General features: G+C 72.0%; 15 protein-coding genes. 7 read left to right on the top strand and 8 right to left on the bottom strand.

Annotated features, from left to right (window positions below; genetic code table 11):
- The first annotated feature begins 199 nt into the window (after nucleotides 1-199).
- Nucleotides 200-805, top strand: coding sequence for a TetR/AcrR family transcriptional regulator (locus G6039_RS27135; RefSeq protein ID WP_043802700.1), 606 nt, complete (start codon nucleotides 200-202; stop codon nucleotides 803-805).
- Between the two features lie 6 nt (nucleotides 806-811).
- Here the strand turns inward: G6039_RS27135 and G6039_RS27130 are convergent, their stop codons facing one another.
- Complete coding sequence (locus G6039_RS27130) at nucleotides 812-1,882, bottom strand: class I SAM-dependent methyltransferase (protein ID WP_006941489.1); 1,071 nt, start codon at nucleotides 1,880-1,882, stop codon at nucleotides 812-814.
- A gap of 200 nt (nucleotides 1,883-2,082) precedes the next feature.
- Between G6039_RS27130 and G6039_RS27125 the strand changes: the two genes are divergently transcribed.
- Complete coding sequence (locus G6039_RS27125; RefSeq protein ID WP_006941490.1) at nucleotides 2,083-2,481, top strand: VOC family protein; 399 nt, start codon at nucleotides 2,083-2,085, stop codon at nucleotides 2,479-2,481.
- On the opposite strand, the gene G6039_RS27120 is transcribed toward G6039_RS27125, so the two are convergent.
- Both G6039_RS27120 and G6039_RS27115 read right to left on the bottom strand, forming a co-directional pair.
- Nucleotides 2,478-3,299 carry an alpha/beta fold hydrolase gene (locus G6039_RS27120; protein ID WP_043802696.1) on the bottom strand — a complete coding sequence of 274 codons (822 nt, stop codon included), beginning with the start codon at nucleotides 3,297-3,299 and terminating at the stop codon, nucleotides 2,478-2,480. The two genes, G6039_RS27125 and G6039_RS27120, sit on opposite strands and share 4 nt — an antisense overlap.
- Nucleotides 3,296-4,843, bottom strand: a complete 1,548-nt coding sequence (locus G6039_RS27115) for an ABC-F family ATP-binding cassette domain-containing protein (protein ID WP_043802693.1) — start codon at nucleotides 4,841-4,843, stop codon at nucleotides 3,296-3,298. The genes G6039_RS27120 and G6039_RS27115 overlap by 4 nt, the downstream gene beginning before the upstream one ends.
- A 230-nt stretch (nucleotides 4,844-5,073) precedes the next feature.
- On the opposite strand from G6039_RS27115, the gene G6039_RS27110 reads away from it, so the two are divergent.
- From G6039_RS27110 to G6039_RS27100, 3 genes are all read left to right on the top strand, one after another.
- The gene (locus G6039_RS27110) at nucleotides 5,074-6,837 is read left to right on the top strand and encodes a penicillin-binding transpeptidase domain-containing protein (protein ID WP_043802690.1); all 1,764 of its coding nucleotides are present in this window, start codon (nucleotides 5,074-5,076) and stop codon (nucleotides 6,835-6,837) included.
- An 83-nt stretch (nucleotides 6,838-6,920) separates the two neighbouring features.
- The gene (locus tag G6039_RS27105) at nucleotides 6,921-8,597 is read left to right on the top strand and encodes an NTF2-like N-terminal transpeptidase domain-containing protein (RefSeq protein WP_051446177.1); all 1,677 of its coding nucleotides are present in this window, start codon (nucleotides 6,921-6,923) and stop codon (nucleotides 8,595-8,597) included.
- A 54-nt stretch (nucleotides 8,598-8,651) separates the two neighbouring features.
- Nucleotides 8,652-9,389 (top strand): sulfite exporter TauE/SafE family protein, encoded by a 738-nt coding sequence (locus G6039_RS27100; RefSeq protein WP_006941495.1) that lies wholly within the window; start codon nucleotides 8,652-8,654, stop codon nucleotides 9,387-9,389.
- Nucleotides 9,390-9,396: 7 nt separating this feature from the next.
- On the opposite strand, the gene G6039_RS27095 is transcribed toward G6039_RS27100, so the two are convergent.
- The 5 genes from G6039_RS27095 to G6039_RS27075 form a co-directional block, all read right to left on the bottom strand.
- Nucleotides 9,397-10,863: a peptide MFS transporter gene (locus G6039_RS27095; RefSeq protein WP_006941500.1), complete on the bottom strand. Its 1,467-nt coding sequence runs from the start codon at nucleotides 10,861-10,863 to the stop codon at nucleotides 9,397-9,399.
- 78 nt (nucleotides 10,864-10,941) lie between these two features.
- On the bottom strand, nucleotides 10,942-11,319 hold the full coding sequence (locus G6039_RS27090; protein WP_006941502.1) for a DUF3054 domain-containing protein: 378 nt from the start codon (nucleotides 11,317-11,319) through the stop codon (nucleotides 10,942-10,944).
- A gap of 79 nt (nucleotides 11,320-11,398) precedes the next feature.
- Nucleotides 11,399-11,953 carry a YceI family protein gene (locus tag G6039_RS27085; protein WP_006941512.1) on the bottom strand — a complete coding sequence of 185 codons (555 nt, stop codon included), beginning with the start codon at nucleotides 11,951-11,953 and terminating at the stop codon, nucleotides 11,399-11,401.
- A gap of 112 nt (nucleotides 11,954-12,065) precedes the next feature.
- Nucleotides 12,066-13,199 (bottom strand): lysylphosphatidylglycerol synthase transmembrane domain-containing protein, encoded by a 1,134-nt coding sequence (locus G6039_RS27080; protein ID WP_043802684.1) that lies wholly within the window; start codon nucleotides 13,197-13,199, stop codon nucleotides 12,066-12,068.
- 69 nt (nucleotides 13,200-13,268) lie between these two features.
- Nucleotides 13,269-14,741, bottom strand: a complete 1,473-nt coding sequence (locus G6039_RS27075) for an adenylate/guanylate cyclase domain-containing protein (RefSeq protein ID WP_029546144.1) — start codon at nucleotides 14,739-14,741, stop codon at nucleotides 13,269-13,271.
- A gap of 168 nt (nucleotides 14,742-14,909) precedes the next feature.
- Here G6039_RS27075 and macS point away from each other — a divergent pair, with 168 nt between their 5' ends.
- Nucleotides 14,910-16,127 carry a MacS family sensor histidine kinase gene (gene macS, locus G6039_RS27070; protein WP_043802681.1) on the top strand — a complete coding sequence of 406 codons (1,218 nt, stop codon included), beginning with the start codon at nucleotides 14,910-14,912 and terminating at the stop codon, nucleotides 16,125-16,127.
- Between the two features lie 40 nt (nucleotides 16,128-16,167).
- Nucleotides 16,168-16,612, top strand: a 445-nt coding sequence (locus tag G6039_RS27065) for a response regulator (RefSeq protein WP_164528151.1), incomplete at its 3' end; no start/stop codon positions are given.

Below are 16,612 nucleotides of genomic sequence, written 5' to 3'. Positions count from 1 at the left end.
TGCTTGCCGCACTCCGGCAGGGAGCGGGTGGAGCAGTGGTGCTGAGCGGGGAAGCGGGAATCGGCAAGACCGCCCTCCTCGACTACGCCCGCGAGCATGCCTCCGGACTCGGGGTGCTGTCGGTGACACAGGCCCTGGCACAATCGAGTGCGCCGCACCGGTTGGGAGGAACCGGTCGGCGACACGGGAGGAGGGACACGTGACCGTCACCGACGGACGCGTCGCGCGGGCCGAACGGACCCGCCACGCAGTGATAGAGGCGCACATCGCCCTGATCGAGGCCGGTGAGCTGAAACCGACCGGTGCGCAGATCGCCGCACGGGCCGGGGTCTCGCTCCGGGCGTTGTGGGCGAACTTCAACGATCTGGAAACGCTGTTCGAGGAGACGGGGACGGAGCTGCTGCGGCGGCAGGACACCGCGTTCGCCCCGGTCCCCGTCGACCTGCCGCTCGACGAGCGGATCGACGCTTTCTGCCGGCAGCGCGCCGAACTGCTCGAGCTGATGGCGCCGTTCGCGCGCGCGTCGGCGATCCGGGCCCCGCAGTCCAAGAGGATCCAGCGAAACAGGTTGCGGCACATCGCACGTGTGGTCAACGAGGTCGACGAGCTGTTCGCGGCGGAACTCGCCGCGCTCGACGCGTCGCGCCGGGCCACGCTGGTGCGCTCCGTGGCGGTGGCGAGCACCTGGGCGTCGTGGGTGGCGCTGCGCGATGTGCTGGACCTGCCGGTGGCCGAGGCCGCCGAACTGATGAAGCACACCGTCACGGCACTGCTGTCGGAGGCGCGCCAGCCGACGTCGTGCTGAGGCCGGTCAGGGCGTCAGACGGTAGAACCGCCAGAACCCGAAGTCCTCGATCGGCAGCACCGACACGTCCGAGAAGCCCGCGTCGAGCGCGTACCGGCGCAGGGTGTCCGCACGCATCACCGTGCCGGTTCCCGCGCTCGGCGGGTGGCTCATGCCGTCCGGCAGGCAGCACGAGATGCTGAACCCGTACATCAACCGCTCGACCTCGTCGCCGGGTGCGGTGAACCGGTCGGCGACGGCCTCGTCCATGACAACCATGACCCCGTCGGCCGCGAGCGAGCCGCGCACCGCGGACAGCACCTCGACGGGACGTGGCATGTCGTGGACGCACTCGAAGGCGAACGCCGCCGTGAAGCGTTCGTCGGGCAGGCTCGCCGCGTCGGTCTCGACGACGGTGATCCGGTCGGCGACGTCGGGGCAGGCCGCGACGTTCGTCCGGGCCAGGGCGACGGTCGCCGGATCGATGTCGATGGCGAACAACCGGGCCTGCGGGTACGCACGGGCCAGCGCGATCGTGGACCACGCACCGCCACAGCCGATGTCGGCGATCTCGGCATCCGGTCGGCGCAGCAGCGCGTCGAGGTCCGGCACGGACGCCAGGGCGCCCGGCAGCGCCTTCTCGTACCACGGCCGGTTCATGTCCGCCTGCCCCTCGCGGGCATCGGTGCCGAGCTGCGCCCAGCTCACGCCGCCCCCGGTGCGGTAGGCGTCGAGCAGGGCCGGAAGCTGCGCGGACACCCCGGCGAACATGCGGGCCAGGGGTCCGAGGTAGTTGAGACTGTGCTCGTCGGTGAGGACCTCGGCCACCGCGGGCGGCAGCGTGAAGCGCGGCGGATCGCCGTCGTCGACCTCGAGCAGGCCGGTCACCGCCTGCTGCTCGAGCCATTCGCGGGCGTAGCGCGGGTCGGTCCCGGTCCGCGCCGCGAGCTCGTCGGAGGTGGCGGGACCGTCGGCGGCGAGGCTGCGGTACCAGCCGAGCCGGTCGCCGAGATAGATCGCGATCAGATCGACGGCGCCGAGCGCCGAGTCGAGGACGCGCTGGGCGACGGTGTCGACGGGGGAAACGGTGTGCGTCACGGTGGGGCCTCCGGATGAGAGGGACAGGGGTGATTCCGAGAGTCCTCCGGTTCCGGGCGGCGGACAACGCCCCCATGGGGGCCGAATGTGACACCTCTTCGATTCCATCGAACCGGTGTCACATTCGGCCCCGCAGCGGGGCGCGGGAACCGGACGGGGGCCCTGGACGTTCGGAGTCGTGCAACCGGAAGGAGTTCACCTTGCAGATCACCGCCAGTGCCCTGTCCCTCAACGTTCCCGACGTGGCCGCGTCGGCCGACTTCGTGACCCGTCACCTCGGGTTCACCGAGACGATGGCCGAGGACGGGTTCGTCTCGCTCACCCGTGAGGACGCGGGCTTCAGCCTCGTCTTCCTGCGCACCGGGCTCGGCACCTTCAAGCCCGCGAGCATCGCCGGCGACGCCGGGCAGGGGACGCTCGTCGCGTTCGTCGTAGACGCCATCGACGACGAGTACGAACGACTGCGGGCGGAGGGGGTTCCGATCGTCACGCCGATCGAGACCGAGCCGTGGGGCGAGCGGTACTTCCAGATGCGCGACCCGAACGGCATCGTCTACCAGCTCGTGCAGTGGATGGACGAGGCGCCCTCGGTGAGTTAGCCGGACGATCGGCCGGCGTGCGCCGCGAGGAACGGTCCGACCACCGACAGCACCTCCGGCGCCGCCGCGATCGTCGTGGCGTGGTCGTATCCCCGGATCACCGCGAGCAGGGCACCGGGGATCGTCCGCGACAGTTCGCGGGTGTCGTCGATCCGTTCGCGGTCCTCCGAACCGACGAACGCCAACGTCGGCACGTCCAGGGCGGCGAGGTCGGCGTCGTCGATCCCGGGTTCGCGATCCGACCGTCGCATGTACGCGGCCAGGGCGGCGGCGTCGTTCGCCCGGAACGCGGCCTGCGTCGCGGCATCGACGGGCGAACCGAGGTGTTCCGCCCACGCCTCGAGGAACCCGTCGATCCCGTAGTGCCCGAGCACGTCGGCGCATCCCGGGAAGAACAGGCGATCGAACGCCCCGGCCTGCGCGCGGGCACTGCCGCCGCCCACGGTGAGCGTCCGCAGCCGGCCGGCGTCGCGCACCGCCAGGGACAAGCCGACCCGCGCTCCGAACGAGTACCCGAGGTAGTGCACGCGCTCGGTGCCGGCGGCGTCGAGGACCGCCAGCACGTCCCCGACGATCAGGTCCATCGCGTATGCGTCGGGGACGTGCGGCTTGTCGCTGCGGCCGTGACCGCGCAGGTCGGGCAGGATCAGCCGGTACCGCTCGCGCAGGGGGCGCACGTATCCGAATCCCCGCCAGATGGCCGACGACAGAGCACTGCCGTGCGCGAGCAGCAGCGACGGGCTGCCGGCGCCGGCGTCCGATTCGATCACCGTGAAGGCGATGCGGGTTCCGTCGACGGGGTTGATCGCGTGGCTCACCGCTCCAGTCTGACCGACCGGGTCACCCCGATGTCGGCCAGGAACCGCTCGTCGTGGCTGACCACCACGAAGGCGCCCCGGTACGCGCGCAGTGCCTGCACCAGATGCGTCAGGCTGGGCAGGTCCAGGTTGTTGGTCGGTTCGTCGAGGAGCAGCAGCCGCGGAGCCGGGTCCGCCGCGAGCAGGGTCGCCAGCGCCGCCCGCAGTCGCTCGCCGCCCGAGAGGGCGGCCGCCGGCACGTCCGCGTCGGCGCCGCGGAACAGGAACCGGGCGAGCAGTGCCCGGACCTGCTGCGGCGACGCATGCGGGGCCCGCAGCGCGACGTTGTCCGCCACCGACAGCGACTCGTCGAAGATGTCCAGCCGCTGCGGCAGCACCGCGAACGGCACCCGGGGACCGGCCGCGACGATGTCGCGCAGCAGCGTCGTCTTGCCCGAGCCGTTGGGTCCGCGTAGCGCGATCCGCTCCGGGCCGACGATCTCGAGCGGCCCCTCGGCGACGCGCGCACCGGGATGCACCTCCGTCTCGGGCAGGTCCACCCGGATCTCCCGGTCGTCGCGCACGGTGCCCTGGGCGCGCTCGAGGTTCTCGCGCGCGCCGGCGAGCTTGCCCTCGTGTTCGCGGCGGAGCCGGCCCGCCGACTCCTGGGCCTGCCGCTTGCGGGCCCCCATCACGATCTTCGGTTCCCGCTTGTTCTCGAACATCTTGCGGCCGTAGCGCTCTCGTCGGGCGAGCTTGATGTGCGAGTCGCTCAGCTCGCGTGCCTGCCGGCGCACGTCCGCCCGGGCGTCGCGCACCGCGGCCAGTGCCGCCTCCTGCTCGGCCGCGACGATGCGTTCGTACTCGCTGTAGTTGCCGCCGAACAGCCGCAGCCGCCCGTCGCGCATCTCCGCGACGGTGTCGACCCGCTCGAGCAGGGCACGGTCGTGGGTCGCGACGACGAGCGTGCCGGCGAACTCGCGCAGCACGTCGTACAGCCGCGCGCGGGCCGCCGAGTCCAGGTTGTTCGTCGGCTCGTCGAGCAGCAGGACGTCCGGCTCGTCGAGCAGGCGTGCCGTGAGCGCCAGCAGGACGGTCTCGCCGCCGGAGAGGGTGCCGACGGTGCGCTCGAAGTCGCTGGGGGAGGCGACGATTCGTTCGAGACCGAGACGGTGCAGGGTGGCCAGGGCGCGCTCCTCGATGTCCCATCGCTCGCCGACGGCGTCGAAGTCCTCGACGGCGGTCGAGCCGGCCTCGATGCGCCGCAGCGCCGCGCGCACGGTGTCGATGCCGAGGACGGCGTCGACGGCGCGGTGTGGATCGAGGATGACGTCCTGCGGCAGCCGCGAGACCCGGCCGTGCACCGTGACGGAGCCCCGGGTCGGTTGAAACTCACCCGACATGATCTGCAGCAGAGTTGATTTGCCGGACCCGTTGCGTCCGACGAGTCCGGTGCGCCCGGCGGGGAGAGTGGTGTCGAGACCGTCGAACACGGCGGTGCCGTCCGGCCAGGCGAAGGTCAGGTCCGACAGGGAAAGGCCCGAGGACGGGGAAGGGTGTGACATGGCTGCTCCCGGAGTAGGTGACGGTACCGCGCGCAGGTGCGGCGCGGCGGGCGAAACCTCTACAGGAGCAACGGCCTTCTCCGATCGACGGGAATGTGACAGGAACCGACGGTAGAACAGCGTCCGTGGGGCCGGCAATCGATTTTCCCGAATTGGGGGCCGCGTCACTACAGGCAGCATGTACGCAACGTGCGGGCGGTGGTGAACGACGGCACCGTCCGGCTTCGGGCATGATCGTTGCTGTGCCACTCCTCCGACGCCGACCGGTTCCGCTCCTGTTGACCGTCGCCGCCGCGCTGGCGGCCGCCGGGTGTTCCTTCGGGCCCGACCAGCCCGAGACGGTCGTGGGGGAGTTCGCCGCGGCGCTCGAGGCCGGTGACGTGCGGGCCGCGGCGGAGCTCACCACCGATCCCGCGGCGGCGGCCGCCACGATCGACGGCGTGTTCGAGGGGCTCGGCGGGGTCCGGCCCGACCTCGAGCTCGCCGGCACGGGCGACGGCGGCACCTTCGAACTCGACGTCGCGTGGCACTTCGCCGAGGGCCGGGACTGGTCGTACCGCACGTCCGGCAGTGCCCTGGACGTCGACGCGGAGGGCTGGCGCATCGAGTGGGACCCGGCGGTGCTGGCCCCGGGCCTGACCGCCGGCACCACGCTGAGCTACACGACGACCGTCGGCCCGCCGCCGTCCGTGCTCGACCGTGGCGGGCGGCCGATCCTCGAACAGCAGGTCGTGACGCTGGTGAACGTCGATGCCACCGCCGACCCGGCGGCCGTCGCGCCGCTGCTCGCGACCGCCGCGCCCACCGTCACCGCCGAGTCGCTCGCCGCGGCGGAGGGCAAGCCCGTGACCGCGGTGACCCTCCGCGACGCGGACATCGCGCCGATCGAGGCGCGGCTCGCCGCGCTGCCCGGCGTGACCCTCGTCCGGCAGACCCGGCTGCTGACGGTCGACCGCGCGCTCGCGTCCCCGGTCCTCTCCGGGCTCGGGGAGCTGTGGCAGCAGGGCCAGGACGCGTCCGCCGGCTGGGCCGTGCAGACGGTGTCCGGGGACGGCAGCGCCCGCCGCGTCGCCGGTGCCGACGGTCCGCCGGCGCCGGACCTGCGGTCCACGCTCGACCTGGGTCTGCAGACCCGTGCGGAGGCGGTGCTGGCGCCACTGCCGCAGCCGGCGGTGATCGTCGCGATCGAACCGTCCACCGGGGCGGTACGCGCGGTGGCCCAGAACGCCGCCGCCGACGCCGAGGGACCGATCGCGCTGACGGGGCTGTATCCGCCCGGTTCGACCTTCAAGACCGTCACCACCTCGGCCGCCCTGCAGGCCGGGGCCGTGACCCCCGACACGGTGGTGCCGTGCCCCGGGACGGCGAACATCGAGGGTCGCGTCATCCCCAACGACGACAGCTTCGACCTCGGTCCGGTCCCGTTGCACACGGCCTTCGCCTTCTCGTGCAACACCACGATGGGCCGGCTCGCGGTGGGATTGCCGGCGACCGCGCTCACCGACGCGGCCCTGCAGTTCGGGCTCGGGGTCGACTACGTCACGCCCGGACTGGTCACGGTCACCGGCAGCGCGCCCGAGGCGCAGACCCCGGCGGAGCGCGTCGAGTCCGCGATCGGCCAGGGCCGGGTGACGGCGTCACCGTTCGGTATGGCACTCGTGGCGGCGTCCATCGCGCACGGCTCGACGCCGCTGCCGGTGCTCGTCGAGGGCCGGCCCACGGTGGCCGATCGCACCCCTGGTGCCGCGCCGGCGGAGGTCACTGCCGCGTTGCGGACGATGATGCGGGAGACTGTGACGGGTGGAACCGCGAGCACGCTGCGGGACCTACCCGAACTCGTCGGTAAGACGGGGACGGCAGAGTACGGTGATGGCACCGGTGCCCATGGTTGGTTCGTCGGCTCGCAGGGAGACCTCGCGTTCGCGGTTTTCGTTGCGGGAGCGGGCAGTTCGGCGCCGGCAGTGGACGTGGCGGGACGCCTGCTGAGGGGGTGATGCGCGGCTTGTGGCGCAATCGTGATCGCATCGTAGGCAGGGCGTGCTTGTTACTGAAGTGACAGAAGTGAAGGTTGGTCGTTATGGGTTTTCGGGACTGGCGCAGGGGGCGCGGCCGCGTGACAGCCCTGGTCTCCGTCGTGGTTCTCGCGGCCGGCATGGCGTCGTGCGTGTTCGGTGAACCCCGGAGCGATGCGCAGCGACTCGTCGACGACTTCGTCGCGGAACTGAACGAGGGCGACGCCGCCGGCGCCGCCGCGCTCACGTCGTACCCGAACGCCGCCGAGGCGTCGATCCGGCAGATGTTCGAGGGCATGAAGGACGGCAGCGTCGACTACGACGTCGCCCAGTTCGTCGAACTCAACGAGCAGACGGGGTTCTTCACCCTCGGCGCCGACTGGAACTTCGGACCCGGCAAGGACTGGGGATACCAGGTGGACGGCGTGGCGAAGAACCTCGCCGTCGGCTGGCGGATCTCCTGGGACCCGCAGGTGCTGGTGCCCGACCTGAACCGGACCCGCACCGTGCACCACGTGCGCACCGACGCCGCGCCGCCGAAGATCTTCGACCGCACCGGTCAGTTGCTCATGGCCGAGCAGACCATCAACGCCGTCGTCGTCGATCCCGCCCTCATGCCCGACCCGGTCGACACCACGACGCGGCTGGCGAAGGTGCTCGAACCCGTCGCGCCGGTCATCACCGCCGACCTGCTGCAGCGCAACCTCGCGGCGGACCCCGGGGCGCGCATCACCGCGGTGAAGCTGCGCGACCAGGACTACCAGTTCCTCGAGGACGAGATCGTCCCGATCCCCGGCGTGGTGGTCGTCAAGACCCCGACGCTGATCAGCGCGGACCGGCGGATCTCCACGCCGCTGCTGGACCCGCTGCGCGCGGCCTGGCAGCTCGAGCGTGACGCCACCGCCGGGTGGGCCGTCACCCTCGAGGAGCCCGGCGCCGACCCGGTGCAGGTCGCCGGCTTCCAGGGCCCGCCGCCGCCGGACCTGCAGGCGACCCTCGACGCGCACGTCCAGCTCGCCGCCAAGGAGGCGGTGGTCAGCGTGGGCACCCCGGCGGCGATCGTGGCGATCCAGCCGTCCACCGGCGGCGTCCTGGCCCTGGACGTGAACAACTGGGCGATGGAACTCGGACCCGTCGCCTCCCGCGGGCTGTATCCGGCCGGGCAGACGCTGGATCCGGTGCGGCTGGCCGCGGGCCTGGACCGGGGCGTCGACCCGGCCTCGGTGAGCACCGACGATCTGGCCGACACCGCCCGCCGGCTCGGGCTCGGCTTGGACTACGACGTCCCCGGCTTCGACTTCGAGACCGCGCAGATCGGGGAGAACCGGTCCGGTGTGGTGCAGTTCTCCGGCTCGGACGGCGGCGGGGAGGCGCTCCTCAGTCCGTTCGGTGCCGCGCTGCTCGCCGCGTCCGTCGCGCGGGGGGAGGCGCCGTTGCCCGCGATCGTGCAGGGCAAGCCCGCGACGGTGGGGGAGGTCGCCGAACCGCTGCCGCCGCACGTGACCGACGCGCTGCGCGCCGCGATGGCCGAGAACGTGCGCAGCGGCCCGGCATCGTTCCTGAAGGGGCACCCCGGTCTGTCCGGCATCGCGGCCGCGAGCGGTGACGACCGCTGGTTCTACGGGTACACCGGCGACCTGGCGTTCGCGGTGTTCGTCGCCAACGCCGACGGCGGCGACCGCGCGGTGAAGATGGCCGACATGTTCCTGCGGGAGCTGGGCAAGCCGCCCGCCGACCGCTGACCGCTGCCGCCCTCGGCGGACCGGCCGAAGCGGACCCCGGTACGTTTGTCGGTCGTGACCCCTGTCGACCTGCTGCTGCTCGCGGTCGCGGGGTTCTTCGCCGGGCTCATCGGGTTCGTCACCGGCCTCGCGTCCATCGTCTCGTACCCCGCGCTGCTCGCCGCGGGGCTGCCGCCCGTCGCCGCCAACGTCACCAACACCGTCGCGATGGTGGGGGTCGGCGTCGGGGCGCTCGCCAACTCGACCCGCGAGGTCGTCGACACCGGCCCGCGGCTGTGGCGGTGGACCCTGTACTCGGCGCTCGGCGGCCTCGTCGGTGCCGTCGTCCTGATGTGGGCGCCCGCGGGGTCCTTCGAGACGGTCGTGCCCTACATGGTCGCGTTCGCCTCCCTCGCGCTGCTGGCGCAACCCCGGATCCGCGCCCTGTCCGGGAGCCGGGACCTGCCCCGGACGTACTCGGCGCTGCTGTTCGTCGTGGCGGTGTACGGCGGCTACTTCGGGGCGGGTGCGGGTGTCGTCTTCCTCGCACTCACCCTGATCTGCACCTCCGAGCACATCTGGCGCGCCACCATCCTCAAGAGCTACCTGCTGGGGGTCGCCAACCTCGTCGCTGCGATCGGCTTCGCCGTGTTCGGCCCCGTGCACTGGGGTGCGGCCGCCGCGATGGCGCTCGGCGCCGTCGCGGGCGGCTGGTGCGGGCCGCCCGTCGTCCGGCGCATCCCACCCGAGGTGCTGCGGGTGACGGTCGCGCTCGCCGGCCTCGGGCTCGCGGTGTGGCTGGCGGTGCGGTGAGAACCGGTCAGTGCACTCCGCGCATCATCCGCCGGATCCACGGTGACAACAGCGCCAGCACGACGCCGATCGCGATCGAGCCGAGGCCGACCCAGGCGAAGTACGGCTTCTCGTTGGCCTCGTCGTAGTACTTGGCGAGGGTGCCGGCCATGGCCGTGCCGAGCGCCACCGACAGAAAGAACAGCGCCACCATCTGGGTGTGGAAGTTGCGCGGGGCCAGTTTCGTCGCCAGCGACAGGCCCACGGGGGAGAGCAGCAGCTCCGCGAACGTGAACAGCAGGAGGATGCCCGCGAGGCCGAGCAGGGGGGCGCTGTTGGGGCCGCCGCCGGACATCGGGATGAAGCACAGGAAGGCGATGCCCATGATCACGGTGCCCATCGCGAACTTCACCGGCGACGACGGCTGCCGCGGGCCGAGCCGGGTCCACACGGCGGCGAACACGCCCGCGAACACGATGATGAACACCGGGTTGATCGACTGCACCCACGCCGGCGGGAAGTCCCAGCCGAACAGGTTGCGGTCGAGCCTCTTGTCGGCGTACACCGCGACGGTGGTGAACTGCTGCTGGAACAGCGACCAGAATGCCGCGCTGGCCAGGAACATGGGGACGAAGCTGATCACCCGGCTGCGTTCGACGGCGGTGATCTGCCGGCTGGACAGGATCACGACGAAGTAGACGACGGACGCGGCGACGGTCGCTGCGACCACGACGTCCGACAGATTGTCGACGGTGACCAGCCCGGTGCCGAACAGCGCCGCGATCAGCGCGACGGCCAGGACGGCGACGCCGGCGGCCCTGGTGCGCCGGTCGGCGGGCAGCGGGTGCGGCGGCGTGGCGCCGATCCCGCGCAGGTGCTTGCGGCCGAGGGTGTACTGGATCAGGCCGAGTGCCATGCCGATGGCGGCCAGGCCGAAGCCGTAGTGGAAGCCCAGCTCGGTCTGCGCCCAGCCGGTGAGGAGCGGGCCGATCAGTGCGCCCAGGTTGATCCCCATGTAGAAGATCGAGAAGCCGGCGTCGCGCCGGGTGTCCTGCTCGTCGTAGAGATCCCCGACCAGGGAGGTGGCGTTGGCCTTGAGGCCACCGCTGCCGACGGCGACGAACACCAGGCCCACCGCCACGCCGCCGAGGCCGGGGAGCAGCGCCAGGGAGATGTGGCCGAGCATGATGAGGATCGCGCTGTAGAACAGCGTGCGCTCGGAGCCGAGCAGCCGGTCGGCGATCCACGCGCCGAGGATGGTCGACAGGTAGACCGTGCCGCCGTACGCCCCGACGATCGACGTGGCGGCGAGCTCGCTGATCCCCAGTCCGCCGTCGGCCGCCGAGTAGTACAGGTAATAGATCAGGATGCCCTGCATGCCGTAGAAGGAGAACCTCTCCCACATCTCGACACCGAACAGGTTGGCCAGCGCGAAGGGCTGGCCGAAGAAGGTGCGTTCCTTCGTCCGATCGGGGGGCGCGGCGGTCTCGCTCATGGCTGTCACTCTGGCACCGCGGCCACCTCCGGCGCGCGGCTTTCGGCGGTGCGGAGGGTCACCTCCGCGCGGCCGGGGTCAGGCGGCGTCGACGCGGCGCCGCAGCCACAGCCCGGCGAGCAGGCGCCAGCCGAGCAGGAACACGCCCAGCACGATGGACGCGACGACGATGAACGAACCGGCTGTGCCCTGGCCCGTGATCACGCGCAGCAGCATCCCGACGACCACGGTGGACACCCATGCGATCACGCCGGTCGGCACGACCAGCCACGGATCGAACTTCTCCTTGTAGAGGGCCGCCGTCGCGAGCCATCCGACGGTGAGGCCGCCGAGGAACGGCCACGCGGTGTTCGCCAGTCCCGCCAGCGTCAGCCCCTCGTCGTGACTTGCGCGCCCGAGGGCGGCGAACACGATGACCAGGACGACGTCGAGCAGGGCCGGTGCGTACTTCTTCACGTCGTCCAGCGTAGGTCGCCGACGAAAGCGAGCGCCCTCCGGGACGGAGAGCGCTCGCGTGTCGTGCGGGTGCGGCGGATCAGGCCTGCAGACCGGCCTCGATCTCGAGGTTGATGGTGATCTTGTCGCCGACGACGGCGCCGCCGCCCTCGAGCGGCATGTCGATCGAGATGCCGAAGTCCTTGCGGTTGAGGACGGTGGTGGCCTCGAAGCCCGCGACCGGGCCCTGGCCCATGCCCGGGTTCACGCCGTTGAACTCCAGCTTCAGCTCGACCGGCTTGGTGACGCCGTGCAGGGTGAACTCACCGTCGACGACGTAGTCGCTGCCGGCGGCGCGCACGCCGGTGGACTTGAACGTCGCGGTGGGGAACTGCTCGGCGTCGAAGAAGTCTGCGGAGCGGATGTGGGCGTCGCGGTCGGCGTTCTTGGTGTCGATGGACGTGACCTGGATCTCGGCAGCGACGGCGGGGGTGCCGTCCTCGGCGACGGTGATCGCGCCGGAGAAGTCGTTGAACGTGCCGCGCACCTTGCTCACGACGAGGTGGCGGACGGTGAAGCCCACGGTGGAGTGGACCGAGTCGATGGCCCAGGTGCCGGCGGTGAGTCCGGGGAAGGTGGTGGTAGCGGTCGTCATGGGATTCCTCCGAGTCGAGTTTTGGTTGAAGTTTCAACCTTCGATGTACTCAACGATCGCATCGAATGATTGATTCCGCAACTACTTCGGATGTGAGGTGGAACACGCTTCGTCACTCCGGCAGGGCGGTGCCCTCGCTCGCGGCCCGTCCGCGCCGTCGCTCGAGCACCGAACGGGCGTGTTCCTCGCGTTCGAGATCGGCGTCGATGTGCTCGTCGTGCTGGCTCGACCGGAACTTGGCGGCCACCACCGTCCAGCCGACCAGCGCGACCAGGATGAAGCTGACGCCCCGGTACACGAACACGGCTGCCAGGGCCTGCGAGGCGCTCATCCCCGCCGCGGTGAGGGTCGCGATCAGCGTGCCGTCGACGAACCCCAGCCCGCCCGGCGCCAGGGGGATGCTCCCCACCGCCTTGGCCGCCGCGAACGCGATCAGCAGGCCCGGCAGCGACGGCTCACCGCCCACCGCCCAGCACGCGAACCCCAGGCACGCGACGTCGAAGACCCGGTGCACGGCCGACCAGCAGATCGTCGCGAGCCCGTCGCGGCGACCCAGGTGCACCGCCTCGATCTGCCCGAGGACCTGCTCGAACTTCTCCATCCCGGTGTCCGCCGGCTTGCGCAGCAGGCGGTTGACGCGGGCGAGGACCCATTCCCCGGCCGACTCGACGGACGACGGATGCCGGGAGACGTACCGGACGGCGACGACCAGCGCGATCACGCCGGCGACCGACAGGACCAGCGTCACCGGGCTCACCCGTGTGCCCACCGCGAACGCCCCGCCCACGCCGACCGCCGCGAGCGTCACCGCCGCGATCACCCCCGAGACCGCCAGCTGCCACGACGCCACCACCGGCGTCGCACCCCAGCGCCGGGTCTGCTGGTAGGTGAACGCGGTGGAGAACACCGGACCGGCCGGCAGCGTCACCGCCATCGCCGTGCTCGCATAGATCACCGACGCCGAACGCAGGTGCCCGACGACGACCTCACCGGCCCGCAGCAGCCGCCGCTGCACCTCCGCGAAGCCGCTCAGCGACAGGGCCTGCGCGACGATGCACGCGGCGAGCCAGCCCCAGTGCAGCTCGGTCAGGGCGCGCCAGGAGTCGCTGAGCGTCGGCCACAGGTAGATGCCCTCGACCACCAGCAGGGCCACGAGGGCGACGGCGAGCAGCCACTTCACCCACCCGAAGCGGCCCCGGCGCCGCGCGGCGTCGGGTGCGGGCGGGTCACGTCGGGGCTGCGCCACAGGATTCAGCGTAGCCAAGCCGGCCGGAGGGCGGATCGTCCTTTTCGTCGCCGGGGCCCCGGCCGTCCGTCACTCGTCGTGGCCCGAGTCCGGATACCGCACCGGCCAGGCGAGATGCGTCACCCGGCGCCGGCCGCGCAGCTGCACCTCGTCGCCGAGTTCCCAGTGGGCGCGTTCCTCGTCGTCGGCGAAGTACAGCGCGCTCGACGACGCGAGCACCCGGCTCGGACGCAGCTTCGCCAGCTCGGTCAGCCGCGACGCCTCGTTCACCGGATCGCCGATGACGGTGTACTCGAACCGCTCGGCCGCGCCGATGTTGCCGGCCACCGCCAGCCCCGCCGAGACCCCGATGCCGATGTCGAGATCGGTGATCTCGTCGAGCGCGAACCGCAGCTCCCGGGCCGCCGCGAGCGCGGCGGTGGGCGCGTCGGGACGGTCCAGCGGAGCACCGAAGATGGCCAGCGCCGCGTCGCCCATGAACTTGTTGACGAAACCGTGGTGCCGGTCCACGACGTCCACCACGACCCGGAAGAACTCGTTGAGCAGCTCGACGACCTCGCCGGGCGGGCGTTCGGCCGCCGTCGCCGTCGAGCCCACCATGTCCACGAACAGCACCGCGACGTAGCGGGTCTCCCCGCCGAGCTCGGTGCCGTACTGGAGGGCGCGGCGCGCCACGTCCTCGCCGACGTGCTGACCGAACAACTGCCGCAGCCGCCGCCGCTCGTCGGACTCGGCCATCATCCGGTTGAAGCCGACCTGCAGGCGGCCGATCTCGCTGCCGTCGAACACCTCGACCTGCACGTCCGTCGCGCCGCGCTGGACCCGTTCGATGGCCCAGCGCAGCTGCTTGACCGGATCGGAGAGCTGGGCGGCGGTGAGCGACGACAGCACCCCGGCCAGGCCGATCGCCATGATCGACAGCGCGAGGACCGCCCACGCCATCGCGTCCGGCGGGAACTCGACGTCGGTGGTCAGCTGGGTGACGCACAGCAGCGCGATGCCGCCGGCCGGCATCAGCGTGCCGAGACCCCACGTCATGGCGAGGCGGGTGCCGACGCCGGGCGCCAGGGTCCGGTCGAACTCCCCCTCGCTCAAGGCCCGCGCCGCGACCGGCCGCAGGATCCGCTCGCCCAGCATGTAGGTGAAGCCGAAGGTGCTCGTCGCGGCCATTGCGACGGTGATCGCCACCGCCACGGCGAGCTCCGGCATCTCCTCCGCGGTGAGGAACACGAACAGCACGCCGCCGAGGATCCACAGGATCAGGTGCACGATCGCCTGACGCAACGGCGCGTGCAGCGCCGACATCTGTTCGGATCGGGTGGGCGGGCCGCCGCGCAGCTGCCACCGCACCACCGACCGCAGCATCAGGGCCGCGGCCGTCAGGCTCACAATCCCCGCGAACACCAGATACACCGCGAACACCGCGAAGTTGCGGACCCGGTCCGCGATGATGTTCTCGTTCTCGGACAGCGGGATGCCGTAGCGGACGAACGCGAACACCAGCAGCGCGCCGAACAGGTTCGAGGCGCCCATCGAGGCCATATAGAGCGGCCAACGACTGCGCAACGTCGCCGCGACGGCTCGATAGGACCCCAACACGACATCAAATCAAACCACTGTGCCCACCGTCACAACGCGCCATGGTCGTGATCCGGGCGTTTCGGGCGGCTACTCTCAGCGCGATCACCGACCGGGAAAGGGAGCATCCACATGGTCCGGCGCCGAGCCGACGGCAGGCTGTCGCGCCGCGCCGCCGTGCCCGCCGAACCGTCCCCGCCCGCCCGACGCCAGGTCGGCGCCGACCCCGATGCGCCGCTGTGGCGGGCCGCGCAGGTGTTCCGGCTCGTCACCGTCGTCTACGCCGTCAGCTCCCAGTTCTCCACCGTCGCCCACTACACGTCGCCGCGGCTCAGCTGGTTCTTCGTCGCCCTGCTGGCGGTGTGGTCCGGCGTGTCGGCGGTGCTGCTGGCGCAGGGGGTCGGGCAGCGCGCCGTGGTGGTCGGGATCGACCAGGTCGTCGCGGTCGCGCTCATGGGCGCGACGCGGCTCGTCGCCGGCCACGACTGGTACAGCGCCCACCAGACGCTGCCCACCACCCTGTGGGTCGCCAACGCCGTGCTGTCGGCCGCGATCCTGGGCGGTCCCGCCGCGGGAGTCGCGTCGGCGCTGGCGATGGCGACGGTCAGCGCCGTCGTCCGCGACCAGGTCAACCTCGACCTGTGGCGCGACGCGACCGCCCCCGTGCTCGTCGCGGTCGGCGTCGCGATGGGATTCGCCACCACTACCGCCCGGCGCGCCCACCGGCAGCTCGAACAGGCCGTGCGTGTGGCGGCCGCCACCGAGGAACGCGACCGGCTCGCCCGGGAGGTGCACGACGGGGTGCTGCAGGTGCTGGCCCTGGTGCGGCGCCGCGGCACCGCACTCGGCGGCGAGGCCGCCGAACTCGCCCGCCTCGCCGGGGAACAGGAGGCGGCGCTGCGGATGCTCGTCTCCGAGCAGGGCACCCAGCTCGACCGCGGCGAGGAGCTCGTGGACCTGCGGGCGCTGCTGCGGGCGCAGGCCGGAGCCGGCGTCACCGTCTCCGCGCCCGCCGACCCGGTCCTGCTCGACCGCGTCCGCGCCGCGGAACTGGCGGCGATCGCCGCGACGGCCCTGACCAACACGACGCTGCACGCGGGCGCAGGGGCGAAGGCGTACGTGCTGGTCGAGGACCTCGGCGACGAGGTGATCCTCAGCATCCGCGACGACGGGGTGGGCATTGCGGACGGCCGTCTCGCCGAGGCCCGCGCCGAGGGGCGGATGGGCGTGTCGAAGTCGATCGTCGGCCGCGCGCAGTGGCTCGGTGGCGCCGCCGTGCTCGACAGCTCGCCCGGCCAGGGCACCGAATGGGAGATCCGGGTGCCGACGAGAGGAGTACGAGGTGCGTGAGGGCAGCAACGCGGCGAACGGTGACGGGCCGATCACGGTGATGATCGTCGACGACCATCCGATGTGGCGCGACGGCGTCTCGCGGGACCTCGACGCGGCCGGCTTCCGCGTCGTCGCCACCGCCGACGGGGTCGGTGCGGCCGCGCGCCGGGCCGCGGCGGTGCAGCCGACCGTCGTGCTGATGGACATGTCGCTGCCCGACGGCACCGGCACCGAGGCCACCGTCGCCGTGCTCCGGGTCTCCCCGGCCAGCCGCGTGCTGGTGCTGTCCGCTTCCTCCGAACGCGACGACGTCCTCGGTGCGGTGAAGGCCGGCGCGTCCGGATATCTGGTCAAGAGCGCGTCGGCCGCGGAGCTGGTCGAGGCCGTGCGGGCGACCGCCGCCGGGCAGGCGGTGTTCACGCCCGGACTCGCCGGGCTGGTCCTCGGGGAGTACCGCCGCAGGTCGTCGGCCGCCGACCGGCGCGCGCCCGCCACGCCCACCC

Origin of the sequence: Rhodococcus aetherivorans (assembly GCF_011058165.1) — a bacterium.
In the GTDB taxonomy this organism is placed as follows: Bacteria; Actinomycetota; Actinomycetes; order Mycobacteriales; family Mycobacteriaceae; genus Rhodococcus; species Rhodococcus aetherivorans.
The sequence above is the reverse complement of the archived record's forward strand: the minus strand, read 5'-3'. Positions and strand labels throughout refer to the sequence as shown.

Excerpts from the sequence above, each read along its gene's own strand:
- G6039_RS27115 (WP_043802693.1), bottom strand. The coding sequence starts at position 4,843 with ATGTCACACCCTTCCCCGTCCTCGGGCCTTTCCCTGTCGGACCTGACC.
- G6039_RS27110 (WP_043802690.1), top strand. The coding sequence starts at position 5,074 with ATGATCGTTGCTGTGCCACTCCTCCGACGCCGACCGGTTCCGCTCCTG.
- G6039_RS27105 (WP_051446177.1), top strand. The coding sequence starts at position 6,921 with ATGGGTTTTCGGGACTGGCGCAGGGGGCGCGGCCGCGTGACAGCCCTG.
- G6039_RS27095 (WP_006941500.1), bottom strand. The coding sequence starts at position 10,863 with ATGAGCGAGACCGCCGCGCCCCCCGATCGGACGAAGGAACGCACCTTC.
- G6039_RS27085 (WP_006941512.1), bottom strand. The coding sequence starts at position 11,953 with ATGACGACCGCTACCACCACCTTCCCCGGACTCACCGCCGGCACCTGG.
- G6039_RS27075 (WP_029546144.1), bottom strand. The coding sequence starts at position 14,741 with ATGGCCTCGATGGGCGCCTCGAACCTGTTCGGCGCGCTGCTGGTGTTC.
- macS (WP_043802681.1), top strand. The coding sequence starts at position 14,910 with ATGGTCCGGCGCCGAGCCGACGGCAGGCTGTCGCGCCGCGCCGCCGTG.